At 61.6% G+C, this 16,516-nt stretch carries 14 protein-coding genes; 8 read left to right on the top strand and 6 right to left on the bottom strand.

What is annotated here, in order from left to right; translation table 11 throughout:
- Positions 1 to 4: 4 nt before the first annotated feature.
- Together GXB81_RS05055 and GXB81_RS05050 are read left to right on the top strand one after the other, a co-directional pair.
- Entirely contained in the window at positions 5 to 982 is a 978-nt protein-coding gene (locus GXB81_RS05055) for a sugar ABC transporter permease (protein WP_205988541.1), read from the top strand.
- 10 nt (positions 983 to 992) lie between these two features.
- Complete coding sequence (locus GXB81_RS05050; protein WP_167043747.1) at positions 993 to 1,844, top strand: carbohydrate ABC transporter permease; 852 nt, start codon at positions 993 to 995, stop codon at positions 1,842 to 1,844.
- A 102-nt stretch (positions 1,845 to 1,946) separates the two neighbouring features.
- Here the strand turns inward: GXB81_RS05050 and GXB81_RS05045 are convergent, their stop codons facing one another.
- Positions 1,947 to 2,831: an arylsulfatase gene (locus GXB81_RS05045; RefSeq protein WP_345891047.1), complete on the bottom strand. Its 885-nt coding sequence runs from the start codon at positions 2,829 to 2,831 to the stop codon at positions 1,947 to 1,949.
- 9 nt (positions 2,832 to 2,840) lie between these two features.
- A complete protein-coding gene (locus tag GXB81_RS05040) occupies positions 2,841 to 5,036 on the bottom strand; it encodes a hypothetical protein (protein WP_167043749.1) in 2,196 nt (731 codons plus the stop codon).
- A gap of 802 nt (positions 5,037 to 5,838) precedes the next feature.
- Between GXB81_RS05040 and GXB81_RS05035 the strand changes: the two genes are divergently transcribed.
- From GXB81_RS05035 to GXB81_RS05010, 6 genes are all read left to right on the top strand, one after another.
- Entirely contained in the window at positions 5,839 to 6,171 is a 333-nt protein-coding gene (locus GXB81_RS05035) for a DUF2322 family protein (RefSeq protein WP_205988540.1), read from the top strand.
- A gap of 264 nt (positions 6,172 to 6,435) precedes the next feature.
- Complete coding sequence (locus GXB81_RS05030) at positions 6,436 to 6,726, top strand: hypothetical protein (protein ID WP_167043752.1); 291 nt, start codon at positions 6,436 to 6,438, stop codon at positions 6,724 to 6,726.
- A 61-nt stretch (positions 6,727 to 6,787) separates the two neighbouring features.
- Positions 6,788 to 6,931 (top strand): hypothetical protein, encoded by a 144-nt coding sequence (locus GXB81_RS05025; protein ID WP_167043754.1) that lies wholly within the window; start codon positions 6,788 to 6,790, stop codon positions 6,929 to 6,931.
- Between the two features lie 111 nt (positions 6,932 to 7,042).
- Positions 7,043 to 7,270 carry a hypothetical protein gene (locus GXB81_RS05020; protein WP_167043756.1) on the top strand — a complete coding sequence of 76 codons (228 nt, stop codon included), beginning with the start codon at positions 7,043 to 7,045 and terminating at the stop codon, positions 7,268 to 7,270.
- 360 nt (positions 7,271 to 7,630) lie between these two features.
- The gene (locus tag GXB81_RS05015) at positions 7,631 to 8,584 is read left to right on the top strand and encodes a peptidoglycan DD-metalloendopeptidase family protein (RefSeq protein WP_346777779.1); all 954 of its coding nucleotides are present in this window, start codon (positions 7,631 to 7,633) and stop codon (positions 8,582 to 8,584) included.
- A gap of 812 nt (positions 8,585 to 9,396) precedes the next feature.
- Entirely contained in the window at positions 9,397 to 10,263 is an 867-nt protein-coding gene (locus GXB81_RS05010; RefSeq protein ID WP_167043760.1) for a sterol desaturase family protein, read from the top strand.
- Between the two features lie 94 nt (positions 10,264 to 10,357).
- On the opposite strand, the gene GXB81_RS05005 is transcribed toward GXB81_RS05010, so the two are convergent.
- The 4 genes from GXB81_RS05005 to GXB81_RS04990 form a co-directional block, all read right to left on the bottom strand.
- On the bottom strand, positions 10,358 to 11,527 hold the full coding sequence (locus GXB81_RS05005) for an MFS transporter (protein ID WP_167283127.1): 1,170 nt from the start codon (positions 11,525 to 11,527) through the stop codon (positions 10,358 to 10,360).
- Entirely contained in the window at positions 11,524 to 12,318 is a 795-nt protein-coding gene (locus tag GXB81_RS05000; protein ID WP_167043764.1) for a DeoR/GlpR family DNA-binding transcription regulator, read from the bottom strand. The genes GXB81_RS05005 and GXB81_RS05000 overlap by 4 nt, the downstream gene beginning before the upstream one ends.
- 91 nt (positions 12,319 to 12,409) lie before the next feature.
- Positions 12,410 to 13,951 carry a PepSY domain-containing protein gene (locus tag GXB81_RS04995; protein WP_205988539.1) on the bottom strand — a complete coding sequence of 514 codons (1,542 nt, stop codon included), beginning with the start codon at positions 13,949 to 13,951 and terminating at the stop codon, positions 12,410 to 12,412.
- Positions 13,952 to 13,995: 44 nt separating this feature from the next.
- A complete protein-coding gene (locus tag GXB81_RS04990; RefSeq protein WP_167043767.1) occupies positions 13,996 to 16,455 on the bottom strand; it encodes a TonB-dependent receptor in 2,460 nt (819 codons plus the stop codon).
- Positions 16,456 to 16,516 lie beyond the last annotated feature (61 nt).

The following is a 16,516-nucleotide window of genomic DNA, read 5'->3' as shown; positions in this document are numbered from 1 at the left end:
GATCGTGTCGCATTCCGTGAGCCGTCATAGCGTCGACGGTCCTGTTGAACCTGACGGGCCGGGCTCGCCCGTGCCCGGCGGCATGGTGGGCGGCGGCGCGCGGGTCGCATCGCGCCGCCGTGGTCCGACGCCGACCGCGCGGCGCCAGCGGCGCGCTGCGTTCCTGTTTCTCGCGCCGGCCTGCATCATGGTCGCCGTGTACGTGGTGTGGCCGATCCTCTCGACGATCCGCCTGAGCTTTTTCAACTGGGACGGTATGACCGAACCGTCGTTCATCGGTCTCGCGAACTACGTCGAACTGTTCCATACGCCGACGTTCTACACGGCACTCAGAAACAATCTCATCTGGCTCGTGCTGTTTCTGCTCGCTCCGCCGATGGGGCTCGCCGTCGCGCTGTATCTGAATCAGGCGGTGGCCGGCATTCGCATCGTGAAGTCGCTGTTCTTCGCACCGTTCGTGCTGTCGGGTGTCGTGGTCGGTCTGATCTTTTCGTGGTTCTACGATCCGACCTTCGGCCTGCTCGCGATGATTCTCGGTCATGGCGTGCCGGTACTCGGCGACCCGCGTTACGCGACGTTCGGCATCGTATTCGCGGCGCTGTGGCCACAAACCGCGTATTGCATGATTCTTTATCTGACCGGCCTCACCGCATTGAACGGCGAGCAGATCGAAGCCGCCCGCATGGAAGGCGCGCATGGCTGGTCGATGCTGTGGCACGTAATCCTGCCGCAATTGCGGCCGACCACGTTCATGGCGATCGTCGTGACGATCATCGGCGCGCTGCGCAGCTTCGATCTGATTTCGGTGATGACGGGCGGCGGCCCGTTCGAAAGCTCGACCGTGCTCGCGTACTTCATGTACGACCAGGCTATCAAGTACTACCGCATCGGCTATTCGGCGGCGATTGCGGTCGTGCTGTTCGGCATCATGCTCGTGTACATCGTCTATCATCTGCGGCGGATGCTGCGCGCCGAGCAATAAGGAGCCGCTCATGTTTCCGATGCCTATCGACAAATGGAAGCCGGCCACGCGCCGCGCGTACAAACTGACCTTGCCGGTCGCGCTGCTGATCTGGCTGCTGCCGATGATCGCGGTGCTCGTCACGTCCGTGCGTTCGACCGAGGAATTGAGCGAGGGCAACTATTGGGGATGGCCGAAGCACTTCGCGATGTTCGATAACTATCGCGAGGCGTTGACCACCTCGCCGATGCTGCATTACTTCTGGAATAGCGTACTGATTACGGTACCGTCCGTTGTCGGTTCGATCGCGCTAGCCGCGATGGCGGGCTTTGCGCTCGCGATCTATCGCTTTCGTGGCAATTCGACGTTGTTTGCGACCTTCGTCGCGGGCAATTTTGTCCCGATTCAGGTGCTGATGATTCCGGTGCGCGATCTGTCGTTGCAACTCGGTCTATTCAATACCGTAAGCGCGCTGATTCTGTTTCACGTCTCGTTTCAGACCGGTTTTTGCGCGCTGTTTCTGCGTAACTTCATCAAGCAGTTGCCGTTCGAACTTGTCGAAGCCGCACGTATTGAAGGCGCGAACGAATGGACGGTGTTCTTCCGCATCGTATTGCCGTTGATTCGTCCCGCGCTTGCTGCATTGGCGATTCTCGTGTTTACGTTCGTGTGGAACGACTATTTCTGGGCATTGTGTCTGACGCAGGGCGATGATGCCGCACCGATCACGGTCGGCGTCGCCGCGCTGAAAGGGCAGTGGACGACCGCATGGAATCTCGTTTCGGCGGGTTCGATTCTGGCTGCGCTGCCCTCGGTTGCGATGTTCTTCGCTATGCAGAAGCATTTCGTCGCGGGGCTGACGTTCGGGGCGACGAAAGGATGAACCCGAGGCGTGTTGCGCGTTGAGAGGTTGAGTGGAGAAGGGTTGCCCGCGTAAGCGGGCTTTTTTGTCACTCTTCCTTGGACCGGGTTCTTTCGGTCTGCTTTATCTGGCCTCGCCGACGCGTCGCAGTGCGGCATTCAACGCGGCACGCGCACTGTCGAGCGGCCGCTTGCCGTTGCTCGCCTCGCTCGCGAGATAAGCGGCCGGCGCCATCCACGGATGAGCAAATGCGACGACCGTTGCGCCCGCCGCATACGCGTCAGCGGCAGCCGATGAGATAGCCGCAAAGCAGCCGTTCATATTGCCGCTTTTGAACAGCGTCCAAACCAGCGGGGTATGTACGATTTCCACCGCGATTTCCGTCGACGCGGCGCTTTCGCTCGCATACTGCGTGAAAAGCTTGCGATTGGATTCGAGCGCGGCTTCGGCCGCGCATAACACGGCGATCTTGCCATTTGGCCCGGCCGATTCGGCGGCCCATGCAGCCAGTGCGGCATCTGTTCTGACGACAGGCACTGGCGCATTGCCGATTTCGGCAACCGCGGGCCCCAGCGTCGCGCAAGTCAGAATCACGGCATCGGCATTGGCCGCGAGGTCGAGAAGCGTACGGCACGTTTGCGCTTTTACATCGGCAGAGAATGTGCCGGCCCGCTCGACTGCTTCGCGAAGATCCGCGCGTACGAGATGCTGAAGATCGTCCGGCCGTAAACCGAGTTCCGTGGCTGCCTGTTCGAATACCTGTCTATTACTGTCTATCGTGTGCAGAAAGGAAATGCGCATGGCTTTGAGCTCCGGTGATGTGCCCGAGTCGAATGGCGCGTCGGGTTTATTGCATTCGTACACATTGTTCCGATGCCGCATTTCCTTAGCAAGGCAACATCGCCTACTGGTATGACTGCTACCCCCTTCGTCCGCAAACCGGCGGAAAACGGCCGGCGAGCCTGCGAATAACAAGGCCGGCCTTCTCGCGAAGGCCGGCCGGCTCACCTAAGCCGCTCAGGCCGGGTCAGCGTACTTCAGTGTCCACGTGAACGTGCGGTTGGCGCCGCCCGTCAGCGCGAACGGCTGGGTCTTACACACGAAATTGGAATGCAGCTGTCCAATCGGCGTGGTCGACAACGGGTTGGTCGTCCCGTTCACGGTGTCGAATTGCGACAGCGCGCAATTGTCGAAACCGGTAGTGGCGTAATTGGTGGCGGGGCTATTCGTGTAGTTGACCGAGAAGCCGTCGCCGCCCGCGGTGGTGTTCTGGAAATCCGCGAAAGACGAGAAGTCCGTTTCCACCGACAGGTTGCCCGTCAACGTGCCCGAATTCAGCGTATCGCTGCGCGTGATCGTGCCGTGGCTGAAGGTCACGATCGTATGCACCTGCAGATCCAGATCTGTCGTGTACAGCGCGTTTTTCGCGGCTTGCCTGAATTTCGCCGTGTCGAACGTGACGACGACTTCGCCGTTATTTTCCTGCACGTTCAGGTTCTTGTAGTACGTGACGGGAATATAGGTTTTGCCGTTATACGACACCTGCGGAATCAGCAACGCGTAGGCGAGGTCGGTCGTGCCGTACGCGAGTTGATCCGAAGACGGCACCGGATAGTACGGTGTGTACGAGTTGTAGTCGGGCGCCTGGCTCAGGTTGAAGTTGATGACGCGCTTGCCGTCGCGAACCGTGATGAGCGCCGCGCTATACGGATGCGCGGTATCGGTCGGCTGGTTGTACCAGGTCAGCGTGTAATGCGGCTTCGTGTTGAGATAGGTTTGCATGTCGGTATCGGGAAGCGGTGCCTTGCCGTTGAAGCCGAGTTTGTCCCACCATGCGTTGACGTACATGAACTGATGCAGCAGGCTGAAGTTTTCGCCCATCACGCGCGGCTTGCCGCGATACGAGTCGGTGCCCCGGCCCTTGACCCACATGTTCACCGACGGCGTCGGCAAGGTCGGGTCGTACCAGAAGTTGCTGTAGCGATAAGCCGCCTTGTAGATGTACGAGTAGGCCACCTGCATTTCCTGCGGCGTGAGGACGCCCACATTGGCCGCCGCGGTCAGCACTTCCATGAATGCCGTATCGCCGTACGGGCCGATCGAGCGGCCGTAGTTGAAGCCCTGGCCGTTCGTATTGAGCTGCGGAAGAATGAGATCGACCGAGTTGCGCAGATACTGCTTCAGCTCCGGCGTCAGATTGGCCTCGTTACCCATTTCCAGCGTGCGCTCGGTCACTTCGCCGATCAGCAGCGTGCTGTAGCGGTCGTAGCGCGCCTGGTCGTAATAAGTCGTGTGCGTGTTCGAGGCTTCGTCGGAGAAGCCGCCCGTCGAGTCGTTGCGGATATGTTTCGTGAGCGTGTAGAGCAGTGCGTCGCGCGCGCCCATTGTGGCGACGGTCGGGTCGGTCGTTGAAGAAAACGTCGGATTGCTCCAGCCGAGTTTCTGGCGCAGCCCCGCGATACCGTACGACACCGCGTAATAGTTCTGCGCGGTATTGAGCGAGGCGACGTCAATCGGGGTGCCGGCGGCCGGGCAGGTATTCTTTTGCCCGCTCGCGTCGGGGCCGAACATGTCGCAGAAGGTCAGGCGGTTTTGCAGCGTGGTCAGCATCGCGTCGCTGAACACTTCGTGCAGCATGCCATGCGCGTTGAAATTGTTGAGCGCGACGAGATAGTAGTACTCGCCCCAGGACGTATTCGCATACGTGTAATTGGCGCCCGTCATTTGCGTCATCATCGCGGTCGTGATCTTCTGATACGTCGCCAGATAATCCGCATAGGCCGGATCACCCTTCGTCTTCATATCGATCAGAATCCACGACAGGCCGAGCGCGAGCTTGCCGGGCAGGAATTTGTCGCCGGTGTTCGTATCGAGTACGTGAACCGGGTTGCCGTCGCCGAGATCCATGACCACTTGCGTGAAATCGGGCGATTTCCGGATCAGATCGAATAGCGCGCGCATCTGGCCCATCATCGTGATCGGAATGCCGGCGCCGTCCGGCACGCTGGTGTCGGCCTGACCGTAGACGATGCCGTGCAGCGAAATCGCGCCGTTTTGGGACGGATCGGGCGTGGGCGTCGTGGTGGACGGCGAACTCGGGGAGCTGGGCGCAGCGGGCGAACTGTCGTTCGTGCTGCCGCCGCAGGCGGTGATCAACAGGGCGGTGGCGGCACTGAGAGTAAGCGCAAGCGTGGTTTTCTTCGGTGAAAGCATGTCGTCTCCAGATTTTGATTTGATGGTGCGGATTCAATTGCCGGTTTTTAATGGTTTTTTATTTTCATCCCCTGGTCGGATTAATGAATTAAGTGATTTTTAAAATCTCGCCGGTACGGGTTTTAAAAAATACTAAACATCAGTCGTCATATAACTAAAATCAATAGGCAAAAAGATGCCCGTGCAGCGGGGCGAGTAATGCTCCCGTTGTGTGGCATTTTTACCAGTCTTCTTTCCTTGCCTGGCGGGCATCTCCTGGATGGATCGCTGCTGTGCGCAGCATGAAGATTACGGTAACGCGTGTTTTCTGTGTTACAGAAACATTCGTAAGTCATAGGAGATCATATCTCAAAAAAGATTGCAAGCAGTCGAAATGACGCTGAAGGCATAACTGGGCGCGCCTGAATCCGCGATGAATGGCCGTTTGCTGCTTCTAAATGGGTCTTTTGAATGCCGTTTTTAGTGGGCTTTCGTCGTCGATTATCAAAGGCGATTTATTGTGCTTGATATCGTTAGTCTTCCGAAGCTTTGTGTCCTGTGCTCTGATGTCGCGTTGCTTTCGTGCGGATGTTGTTTTGCTTCGAAAATGATTACAGGGTAGGTGTTCTTGCTCGCATCGAGGATCTGAAGTTAAACGTTTTCCTTGTCTCTGCGGCCTGAAAATCGACGCCGAAAATTATCCGGGATTACTGAATATCTGTGGCGTCCGGCGCGCTGTTCTGAGCGATTGCCGGCGGCTTGAGCCACCCATCGGCTAAGATACGGCCCGCCTCGCATTTTTTAGAAAAAAGGAGTGGTTTCGATGTTCCAACCAAGCAACGTATTCAAGGAAAATCTTGCGCAGATGCCTGCGATCGACGGCATCGCGCGCATCGATCTGGTCGACGGCAAGGGCACCGTGGTCGCCAGCATCGAGAACAAGCCGGGCAAGCAGGGCTCGCTCGCGGTCTACAACTATCTGCATGCCACGTTCGGTGCGCTGGACTCCAAGGCAGCCGAATACGGCCTCGCGCTCTTCGCCGAACATACGGCCGACGCGCGCAACCGTCCGGGCGCGCACCCGAACGTCGATCATCTGCTCGCCATCGCGGCTGGCGCCGAGGCCCTGCGTATCGACGTTGTCGCGGCGGCCTGAGGCTGCCTGAAGTTCTCTGAAAGCGTACGGCAGGTTAGACGTTTTCCTACCGTTGCCGTGAGTTTTCCGCAAGTTTCCCGCAAGCTCCGATGCGCCCGCGAACGGGACTCGCGGCCTGTCGGGCCCTTATTTAAGTAAAAACCCTGATTTTTTCGATCGCAGTGGATTGGCTTCACAATCGGCTTCTATTCGACGAATTGAAAAGCCGGCGGCCGGCGCACACTGGGTTCGTGCCATTCGCGTTCACTGCGCCAGGAGTGTCAGATGTCTTCCCGCCACGATAAAAGCCGTCAATTCGAAGCCGGCCTGCCGGAATTTGCCACCCCGGAGCGGGGCAGCCCGTTGTCCGGTCCCGATGCGGAGATCATGCGCGAGTTGCAGCACCGCTCCGAAGCCGTATTGCGCCTGGCGACCGAAACCCACGCCGCCGTTGCGCGCAGCGACGCGGCCGGCGCCGAGTTCGCGCGCCGATCGCTTGCAACGCAGTTGACGCTGACGACCGGCCTGATCGACGAACTGCTGTTCGGCGAGTCAGGCGAGTCCGTGCTGCATTGACGGCTTCAGCACATCCGGTACTTCGGTATTAACCCGCACTCCCCATTCTCCGGAGACTGACATGAGCGCTCTGACGGTAGTTCTTTGCATCTGGGCGATGCTGGCTTTTTGCGCGATCCTGTTCATTCGCGGCGCAAGTCCGCGTATCGAGCCCGTGGCGAAAGAGCCGGGCCGCCGTCCCTCGCGCTATTCGATTGCCGAGTAATTTCACCCGGTCAATCACAGCCGGTCAACGGCGTCGAACCAACGGGGTAACATGAAGTGCGGAGCGCTTGTGCTGAACGGCGCTGCCGATGTTGCCACCGGAGGTTCTCGCATGGACACACATTCGATTCTCGGCATGATGCATGCCGAAGAGGCTTTGCTGGTCTCCATCGTGCGCTCGCTGCCAGCGGACATCCGGCGCAAGATCGCCAATGACTTTCACGAGCAGGCGCAACTCGCCGAAACCTCGCATCTGAATCCGACGACGAACCGCGAAGCGGGCGACGCGTTCAAGGCGCATGTCCGTCGTCTGTCGAACATGCTTGCTTCGTTATCTTGACTAAATGCGCCGAATGCAATGAATGAGGCGAAGGCGCGCATGCGCGCCGGCCTCGTTCGCGTGAATGGCTTTCGGTGCAATGGTCTGCAAGGCCCGGGCGATGCCGTCCCAGGTGGCGCTTTGCGCACCTGCTTATTGGGGGCAGCTTAAGCCTGACTTAAGAAAGCATCCATAGGCTTCCAGCAGCCTCATGCAGCGTCTCGCGCAGTACCCGGAGATGCTGTTCCAACGAAACCGCCGTGCATGCCTCTCGCGCCTGCGACGGTCGACCGCTTAGCCTTAGTCAATGCCTCTATCCGTAGCCCGCATCCTGCCGGGGCGCGCCAGCAAAATCATTGTTGTATGTGCAATGAGCTCGGTGTGCGCGGCGTACCTGAGACTCACGACCATGCCGCGCGCAACGACGAACCCGACGTCTCGCTGGTGAGCAAGGATTCGACGACCGCCGCCGCGCGTTTACCGGCGACGACTGCACCGATTCCGCAACCGCCCGCGTTCACCGTTAAAAAGGCGCCGATCGAACGCAACTTCGCGGCGGCCACGCAAAGCCTCGGCGTCGATGCCGGTACCACGGCGATTCTGGTCCGTGCGTTCCATAACGAACTCGACCTGACGCGCGACCCGCAACCGGGCGACCAGGTGAGCGCGGTGTTCGACAACAACGGCGGTGGCGACAAAGCCGACGCCACGCAGGGCAACGGCGGGAGTGCTTCCATCGTGTCCGCGCGCGAACCGCTCGCGGTTCGCATCGTGCGCGGATCGGCCACGCACGACGTGTTTCTGTACAAGGACCTGCACGGCCAGCCGCTCTATTACACGAAAGACGGCGCGAGCACGAAGCCCGCCTTCGATCGATATCCGCTGGCTTTCACGCGCGTGTCATCCGGTTTTTCGTTGCGCCGCTTCGATCCGGTCGCACATCGTTGGCAAAGTCATAACGGTGTCGATCTCGCCGCGCCTCCCGGCACGCCCGTGCATGCGACGGCGCGAGGCGTGATCCGTTTTATCGGCCGTCAGACCGGTTACGGCAAAGTCGTCGTTATCGAGAATCCCGCACCGTATTCGACGACGTTCGCGCATTTGTCGCGTTTTGCGAAAGGGCTGCGGCGCGGCAGTCATGTCGCGCGTAATCAGGTGATCGGCTATGTCGGCGAGACTGGTTGGGCGACCGGGCCGCATCTGCATTACGAGGTGCACGTCGACAATGTGCCGCAAGACCCGTTGACGGTCGGACTGCCGGAGAAAACGCCGCTGCGCGCCGGGGAGTTGCAGCAATTCGAGGCCCGCGTTGCGCAATTGACGGCGCTGCTATGAAACGGGAATGGCCGCTGTCCGGGTTCGGTCTCAGCTTTGCGACACGCCGGTCCGCGCCAGGTAATCGCTACTCCGTCGCGTAACGCGCAGGCAATTCTGACCGGAGTACCCGGCAAACCTTTGCCGCTCAACATCGATACGGGTTTTCCCGCGCGCCTCGAATCAATGCAGGCCGACGCGCGCGACGGCATCGCTGCACCATGGTGGTGTCTCAATTCCGACTCATCGCGTGCGATCGGGCCCACACGATACGCGCTGCGAAAGCTCAGATCATTTGCCGGCAAGGTTTGCAGCATCATGGCACGGCCGTTGCAATAAGAGCGGCACAAGAACCAGATACGCTGCAACCGGCAAGCACGTAGTGAATAACAGCCGACAGCAGCACATGTCTTCGTGATTCGCGTTCGGGGAGATTGACGCGTCTTGCGAGGGGCGGCGGGGCCAACTCAGGGCGGATGTCAATAAACAACGACGCGAGTGAGCGATGCGAAAGCATCGGTCACTCGCGATCATGACAACGTGAAGCGATGACCTCGCCACTTTTTACGTCCTCGTGGACGGAGTCGAATTTACCGTAAGTTCACGGTAAAGCATCGGCGCGATGCCGCCGATTCGTGGGGCTGGCGCTTGCGTGCCGGCCGGCAGGCTGCGAAGATCACGCTAACGCTCCTGCCGTTGCCGACTCTCCGGTGTGCGTGCTTCCTGTTTGCGATGGTTCGAACTGCTCATGTTGAGCCGTAGCAAGCCGTTCACGCGAATGCGCGCGCAGGAGCCGTCAATACACGGTATGCATCGTCCGCCCGGGGAATTCCATGTTCGCGTCGATCCCGTTTCCTGAATTGCTGCACCACGCGAGCCTCTGGCTGAAAGCCTACGCACTCGCGCTGCTGACGATGGGCATCGGTGCATGGCTCGAGCGCCGCTGGCCGGCCGCGTTGCTGCAATCGCGCGCGGGGCAACGGTTGAACATGGCGTACGCGGGAGTGTATCTGGCGCTTGTCGAGGCCGCGAAGCCGCTTGCGGCAGCGGCCAGCGTCGCGATCGTGAATGCGTTCGGCGGCGGCATGGTGGTGCTCGTGTCGCAAGGGTGGGGCGCGCTGGCGTCGTTCGTGATCGTGCTGCTGACGATCGATCTGCTCGAATACGCGTTTCATCGCCTGCAGCACACGTGGCCCGTGTTGTGGAAGCTGCATTCGCTGCACCATAGCGCGGTGGATTTCAACGTGACGATCACGCTGCGGCATCACTGGCTCGAAGTACTGATTAAGGGCTGCCTGCTTTATCCGATCGTCGGCGTGCTGTTCAGGGTCGAACCGTGGATCGTCGGCGCGACTTCGGTCGTGTTCCTCTTTGGCAACTACTTCTCGCATCTGAATCTGCGTGTGGACCTCGGCCGCTACGTCACGTGGGTCAGCAATCCGCAGTATCACCGTTTGCATCACTCGATCCGCGCGGAGCATCTCAATCACAACTTCGCGCAATTGCTGCCGATGTGGGACCACGTATTCGGCACGCGGTGGGTGCCCGCGAAACATGAATGGCCGGTTACGGGTCTCGACGATGGCACGCAGCCGCGCTCGCTGCTTGGCGCGTTGAGCTGGCCGTTAGGTGTCCATGCCAGGCGCGAGGCGGTGCCTGTTCGCAAGCCGCTCGCGTTGCTGGACAAGGAAACGGAATGACATTGGCGGCCTGGGAAGCCGCGCGGTGAAGCAACGGTGCAGCGGCTATGTGAATCGGCTATGAAGCGGCGCGGTTGCAAAGCCGGTTCGCGCGCTATGCGGCAGGCTGCGCGTTGCGCACGGCTTTGCCGCCCAATAGCGAAACGATCAACGTAGCCATCACGAGCAGGCACAGCGCGACGCGCAAGCCGAGCCAGCCTGCGCCGAGGCCGATTAGCGGCGGTCCGACCAGAAAGCCCGCGTAACCGGCCGTGGCCGCCATCGAGACGCCGATCGCGGGCGTCGCGGTCGAGCGGCCGGCCGCGCTGAAAATTACCGGCACGATATTCGCGAGACCGATGCCGATCATCGCGAAGCCGACGCACGCGGTCAGCACTGTCGGCAGGCTCAATACCAGCGCGAGCCCGGCCAGCGCGATCAGGCCGCCGAGCGCGACGACCCTGCTCGAACCGAAGCGGCGCACCGAGGCATCGCCGGCGATCCGGCAGGCCGCCATCGAAAACGCAAACGCGGAGTAGCCGATAGCGGCGACGCTCGCTTCCTGATTCAGGGCCGAGCGCAGATACACCGCGCTCCAGTCGGCCACCGCGCCTTCCACGAGCATGCAGAGAAACGCGAGCATCGCCAGTTTCATCACGCCGCTGTCGGGCCATGCGAAGCCGCTCGACGTGGCGGCCGCGCGCGCGCCGACATCGCGCAATGCCAGCGACGCGGAAAAAACGATCAGGATTGCGATGCATAGGTCGGGCGCCAGCAGTCCGCCGATCACCCCGATGCCGTTCTTCTGCAACATGGCGCCGGTTGCGGCGCCGAGCAGACCGCCGGCGCTCCATGCCGCATGAAACGACGACATGATCGGCGCGCGCCACTGTGTTTCGATGGCACTCGCGTGTCCGTTCATCGACACGTCGAGCGCGCCATTCGACGCCCCCAGCACGAACAGCACGGCACACAGCGCCGCCATGCCGGGCGCGAGCGCGGGCAATGGCAAGGCGATGGCGAAGGCCACGCCGAGCAGCGCGGTCGCGCGGCCGCTGCCGAAGCGTGGCGCGAGTTGTCCCGCGAGCGGCATGGCGACGATCGCGCCGAGCGCGAAGCAGAACAGCGCGATGCCGAGCGCCGCGTCGCCAAGCGCGAGGCTTTCCTTGATGCGCGGCACTTCGACCGCCCATGCGCCGATGCCGAAACCGTTGGCGAGAAAGATGCCGATCGTCGCGATGCGTTCCTTGACCGGCTTGCCGCGCGAGTTGTCGGGCGTCGTCATGAACGTGCCACCGTCACGTTGTCGCAGACGGCTTCGAGGCGCTTGAGCCGCGCGCGCGGCACGTCGGCCTCGACGAACAGATAGTCGATCGCCGATGCGGGCGCGACCGCGAACGGTGCTGCCGTCATGAGTTTTTCCGACGTCAGCGCGATGGCGATCCGGCCGCTGGACTTGACCATCGCGCGTTTCAATTCGGCATCCTCTGCGTCGAATGCAGCGACGCCTTCCTCGGGATCGAGCGCACAGGCGCCGAGAAAGCAGAGGTCGGCGCGAATCTGCTGGACTTGCAGCAGTGCGGTTGCGCCGAGCGAGCCGGCCGCGCCGCGAGCAATACGCCCGCCGACGAGTATCACGTCGAAACCGGTCCGGTTCAGCAAACGCGTGCCGGCTTCGGGCGAATTCGTCACGACGGTGAGATCGGCGTTCTCGGGAAGGGCTTCTGCAATCGCGACGTTTGTCGAGCCGGCGTCGAGCAGAATGATCTGCTTCGGCCGCACAATCGATGCAGCTGCCGTGGCGAGGCGCGCCTTGCGATCGACGGCTTCGTGCATGCGGAGCGCGGCTGGTTTGTCGGCGGGCGAGATCAGCAGGGCGCCGCCGTATACGCGCTTGCAGTGCCCCTGGTCGGCGAGATCGCGCAGATGGCGGCGCACCGTGTGCTCCGAGGTCTGTAACTCGGCGGCGAGTTCCGCCGCCAGCACGCGACCGTGCGTGCGCAGGCGTTCGAGAATCAGCGCTTCGCGCTGCTCGGGCAGGAGTCCGTTGATGGCTTCCTCTCGCGTTCGCTGCATGGCGTCTCCTTGCTCGATGGGCTTAAATCGATCATAAACGAGCAAAATTTATCGTAAACGTGCAGTCGATGCAAGCGGAGCCGTCGCGGGCTCAGGCGATGCGTTGCTGGCCGCGCGCACTGCGGCCGAAGAATAGCCAGTCGAGCAGCCATACCGCGACGAGCGTCGCGCCCATCAGCGGAAAGACGACGCCGAGCAGAATAAGGCCGGCTTTCCAGCCGCGCATCGGCGGCGCGGCGCGTTCGCGCGACGGCGCGCCGAGCGTGCCGGACACACGCAGCGGCCGCCGTTTCCACCACATCACGCAGCCTGTCACCGCGAGCGCGGCGAGGCCGAGCGAAATGGCCGCGCAGAGCAACTGGTTTGCCACGCCGAAATAGCGGCCCATATGCAGCGACGTACCGTACGACACGGCCTTCGCGATGGCGCCATAGTCGCCGTAGCGGATGTCTTTCAGCACCGCGCCACTATATTGGTCGATATATAGCGTGCGTTCGTCTTTCGGATTCCCTGGGAAATAGGAAATGGTATAGACGCCGGTGGCGGAATTCGGCAGCACGATGCTGTAGCCGTCGGTGATGCCGAGAGAGGTGGCGAACGCGGCGATATGGCCGAGCGAAAGGGGCTGTGGCGCTTCGGCGCTTGCATCGGTTGCTGCATCGCGGGACGAGGGCACGGGTGCATTGCCGGCGGCCCACGGTTTGAGCGGCAGCGGCAGGTCGTCCATGACCATACCGGGCATCGAGTCCATGCGGGCGTGGGCTTCATGGGCGCCGTGCGCATCCTTTGCCTCTGCGTGGTCTGCGTGCGTACCCGGCAATGCGGAGCGCAGCGCCAGACCTTTCCATGCGCCCGGCGGCGCGCCGAGCTGCGCGGCAGTCGCGAACGCCTTGAACTGCTTGCCCCACGAGCCGGTCCACGGCAGACCCGTCAGCACGAAGGCGAGCGCGCCGAGAGCGAGCCAGATGCCGAGTGTCGCGTGGATGCTTTTCCAGAGCGGGCGTCCTGACAGCGACAGGCGCGGTGCCAGTGCGGCGCACACGGTGGTTCCGGCGCGCGGCCACCAGAGCGCGACGCCGGTGCCGATCATCACGAGCGTCCAGCATGCGACCAGTTCCATCAGCAATTCGCCGGGTTTGCCGAGTAGCAGCTTGCGATGCAGCATGCGATCGACCTGCATGAAACGGCGCTCGACGCTCAGTGTGCCCAATGCCTCGCCGTTATACGGATTCAGATAGACGCTCTGTTGCGTGCGGTCCGCGAGACGGAAAACGAATTCGGCGCTGCGTTGCGCGTCGCTTGTGATAACCGCGGTCGTCGCGACGGCATCGGCCGGCATGGCCGCGCGCGCTTTCGCCAACAGTACGTTGGGGGGCAGCCTCGGTACCGCTTGCGGTGCGACGATCAGGCGGTGCCGATACAGCAGCGGCTCGATCTGCGGCTGGAAGCAATACAGCGTGCCGGTGACGGCCAGCACGAGCAGAAAGGGCATCACGAAGAGGCCGGCGTAAAAGTGCCAGCGCCATAGCGTTCGGTACCCCGAATACGTGGAACCGGTGTTCGCACCGGCGCTCGGGTCCGCGGTCGAATCGCGGGCAACGCGCTCGTGTTCAGCGGCATGAGTTGTGGACATGAAATCCTCGTCGGATAAGTTGGATCGATCGGTTCGCGTGCCGCCTACAGGCGCAGCTTCGCTTCCACATAGAACGTGCGGCCCGGATACGGGTGATAGACGAAGTAGCGCGCATCGAAGATGTTGTCGACGCCCACACCGATTTCGCTGAGCCGGGTCGGCTTGAAGGTGAACTTCGCATCCGCGACTGTGTACGTGCTGGTGCCGCCGAATACGTCGGGATTCGTGTCGGTATTCGTGAGCGTGTTGTACTGGCGTCCCGAATAGCGCGCGGCGAGCGTGAGCGCTGCGCGGGCATCGAAGTGATAGGTCGCGGCAATATCCGCGCGCCATAACGGAATGCGATAAAAGTACTTGCCGACGGTAGCCGGGTTCTGCGCATTGGCGATGATCTTCGACTGCGTATAGGCGACGCTGGCGAGCAGATCGAGGCCGTGCACCAGCACGTCCTCGCCGGAATAGCTCGTTTCGACGCCGCGTGAGCGCACCTTGCCGATGTTCTGGAAGTTCGTCACGTTGGGAATCACGGTGGTGTCGGTCTGACTGAAGATCGTGTTCTTCACGTCGTCCTGAAACAGCGAGAAGCGGAATAGGCCATTCCAGTGCGCCCATTCGGCACTCAGTTCTTTGGAAAGATCGTCCTCGGGCTGGAGATTCGGATTGTTGTTGACGATCGCGAAGCCGTTGATTTGCCCCTGGAACAGTTCGCTGACCGTCGGGAAACGGTACGCGCGGCCAATCGAGGCGCGCAAGGTCAGATCGTCGCTGAGGTCGAACGACAGCGACGCTTTCGGCGAGAAGTGGCGCTGGCTCGCCTCGCCGTACGAAACGGTCTGGCCCGGCAGCGATTGCGTGCCGTCGTAGGCTTGCCAGTCTTCATAGCGCACGCCGTAGACGAGCTTCCAGCGCGGCAGAAAACGCCATGCGTCCTGCGCGTAGAGCGCCTGCGTCTGCGTTTTGCCCGTGAAGGCATTGGCGAATGACGCCGCGTTGCCGTCGCGCCAGTTCAGCGTGTTGTAGCTCTGGTTGTCGAGAAAGTAGTTGTCGTAGTGATAGCCGAAACTCAGCGCGTGATTGCCGAGTCCCGCCTCGTTCGTGAACGGTGTGTACGTGCCGCGCAGATCGAGTGTTTTCCAGCCCGTGCCGTCGCCGAACAGTACCGTGCCGGGACCATTGCCGGGGCCGCCGGCATTCGCCGTGCGCGCCACGCTATTGCCGATGTCGTAATACGAGGCGATCGCTTCGCCATTCCAGCCGGCTGCGTTGCGGGTTTTCAGCGACAGACCGTATAGCCAGTTTTCGCTGTGACCGAGACTCGGTGCAAAGGCGGCCGCGGGAATCGTGTAGTGATAGCCGTTGATCGACACGTTGCCGCTGTACACAGGATTACCGTTCGCGTCGCGCAGGAAGGTCGAGGTCTGGCTGTCGTAGGTCTGATGCCAGTAGCCGAGCGTGAAGCCGCCTTGCAGCGTCGGCGTGAAGTCGTACTGCATCTTCAGCTTGAACTGGTCCTGCACCGTGTGCTCGATGCCCTCGCCGTTGACGCCGAGTACGGCCGTCGGCGTATTGGTCTGGTTGTTGTAGAAGTACGCGCCGGTGACGGGCGTATCGCCCGCTTTCGCGGGTGTGCCCGATTGCACGAGCGTCGCGAATTGCAGCGGCTGGCTCGTGTTCTCGAGATGATTCACGCCGAGCAGATACGAGAACTTGCCGATGCGGTCGCCGATCGACGCGCTCGCTTCCGTGCCGTTGAAATTCTGGTTGACGCCGTACAGGCTGAAGTGCTGTGTAAACGCCTTGACGTCCGCATCGGCCTCGAACTGCTTCGGCATGCGCGTGCTGATGAGCACGGTCGCGCCCAGCGAATTGCCCGGATAGAGCGCGGAAAACGGCCCGTAGATCACGTCGACCTGCTGGATCTCGTCGGGAAACACCATCGACCAGCGCGGCGGAAACGAATAGCTATTGCCGAGCAGATTGCTCAGCATCAAACCGTCTGCATAGACGAGGCCGCGCGCACTTTGCGTATTGCTCGTGCCGCGCACCGCGATGATCGAATTCAGGTCGCCGATAAAGCGCTTGCGCACGGCCAGATTCGGCATGTACTTGAGCACGTCTTCGGTATTGGCGACGTTCCAGTTGGCGAACTGATTGCGCGTGACGGTTTCGACGGAAGCGGGCAGATTGGGATCGACGGCGCGCGGTGCGGCGCTCGTACTGGCGCTGACGCTGACCGTGGGCAGCGTCGCGTCCGGTTTGGCGTCGTCCGCTTGCGCGGGCGAGGCGACGAGGGCCGGCACGAGTGCCGAAGCGAGGATCGGCCAATAAGCGGACCGACAAGTGGACCAACAAGCGGACGAATAAGCAGGCCAACAAGCTGGCCCATGACTCGCCCCGCGAGCGGACCGGCAAGCGGCGCGATGAACCGCGCGATAAGCGGAAGAAGCAAAGCCCGCGTCGCGGCGGACGCAAAGGGGCAGCCTTCGCAGGGCGAAGTCGAACATGAACGTTTCCTCGATGCATTGAACAGGCGAGCGCGGGCGTCGTCGGCGTAGGCGACGAACG

Source organism: Paraburkholderia sp. Ac-20336 (assembly GCF_017105025.1).
Lineage (GTDB): Bacteria > Pseudomonadota > Gammaproteobacteria > Burkholderiales > Burkholderiaceae > Paraburkholderia.
This window is presented reverse-complemented; position numbering and strand designations above follow the sequence as displayed.

Coding starts and splice junctions, on each gene's coding strand:
- GXB81_RS05020 (WP_167043756.1), top strand. CDS start 7,043: ATGGACACACATTCGATTCTCGGCATGATGCATGCCGAAGAGGCTTTG.
- GXB81_RS05000 (WP_167043764.1), bottom strand. CDS start 12,318: ATGCAGCGAACGCGAGAGGAAGCCATCAACGGACTCCTGCCCGAGCAG.
- GXB81_RS05035 (WP_205988540.1), top strand. CDS start 5,839: ATGTTCCAACCAAGCAACGTATTCAAGGAAAATCTTGCGCAGATGCCT.
- GXB81_RS05040 (WP_167043749.1), bottom strand. CDS start 5,036: ATGCTTTCACCGAAGAAAACCACGCTTGCGCTTACTCTCAGTGCCGCC.
- GXB81_RS05050 (WP_167043747.1), top strand. CDS start 993: ATGTTTCCGATGCCTATCGACAAATGGAAGCCGGCCACGCGCCGCGCG.
- GXB81_RS05010 (WP_167043760.1), top strand. CDS start 9,397: ATGTTCGCGTCGATCCCGTTTCCTGAATTGCTGCACCACGCGAGCCTC.
- GXB81_RS05005 (WP_167283127.1), bottom strand. CDS start 11,527: ATGACGACGCCCGACAACTCGCGCGGCAAGCCGGTCAAGGAACGCATC.
- GXB81_RS04990 (WP_167043767.1), bottom strand. CDS start 16,455: ATGTTCGACTTCGCCCTGCGAAGGCTGCCCCTTTGCGTCCGCCGCGAC.
- GXB81_RS05025 (WP_167043754.1), top strand. CDS start 6,788: ATGAGCGCTCTGACGGTAGTTCTTTGCATCTGGGCGATGCTGGCTTTT.
- GXB81_RS05030 (WP_167043752.1), top strand. CDS start 6,436: ATGTCTTCCCGCCACGATAAAAGCCGTCAATTCGAAGCCGGCCTGCCG.
- GXB81_RS04995 (WP_205988539.1), bottom strand. CDS start 13,951: ATGTCCACAACTCATGCCGCTGAACACGAGCGCGTTGCCCGCGATTCG.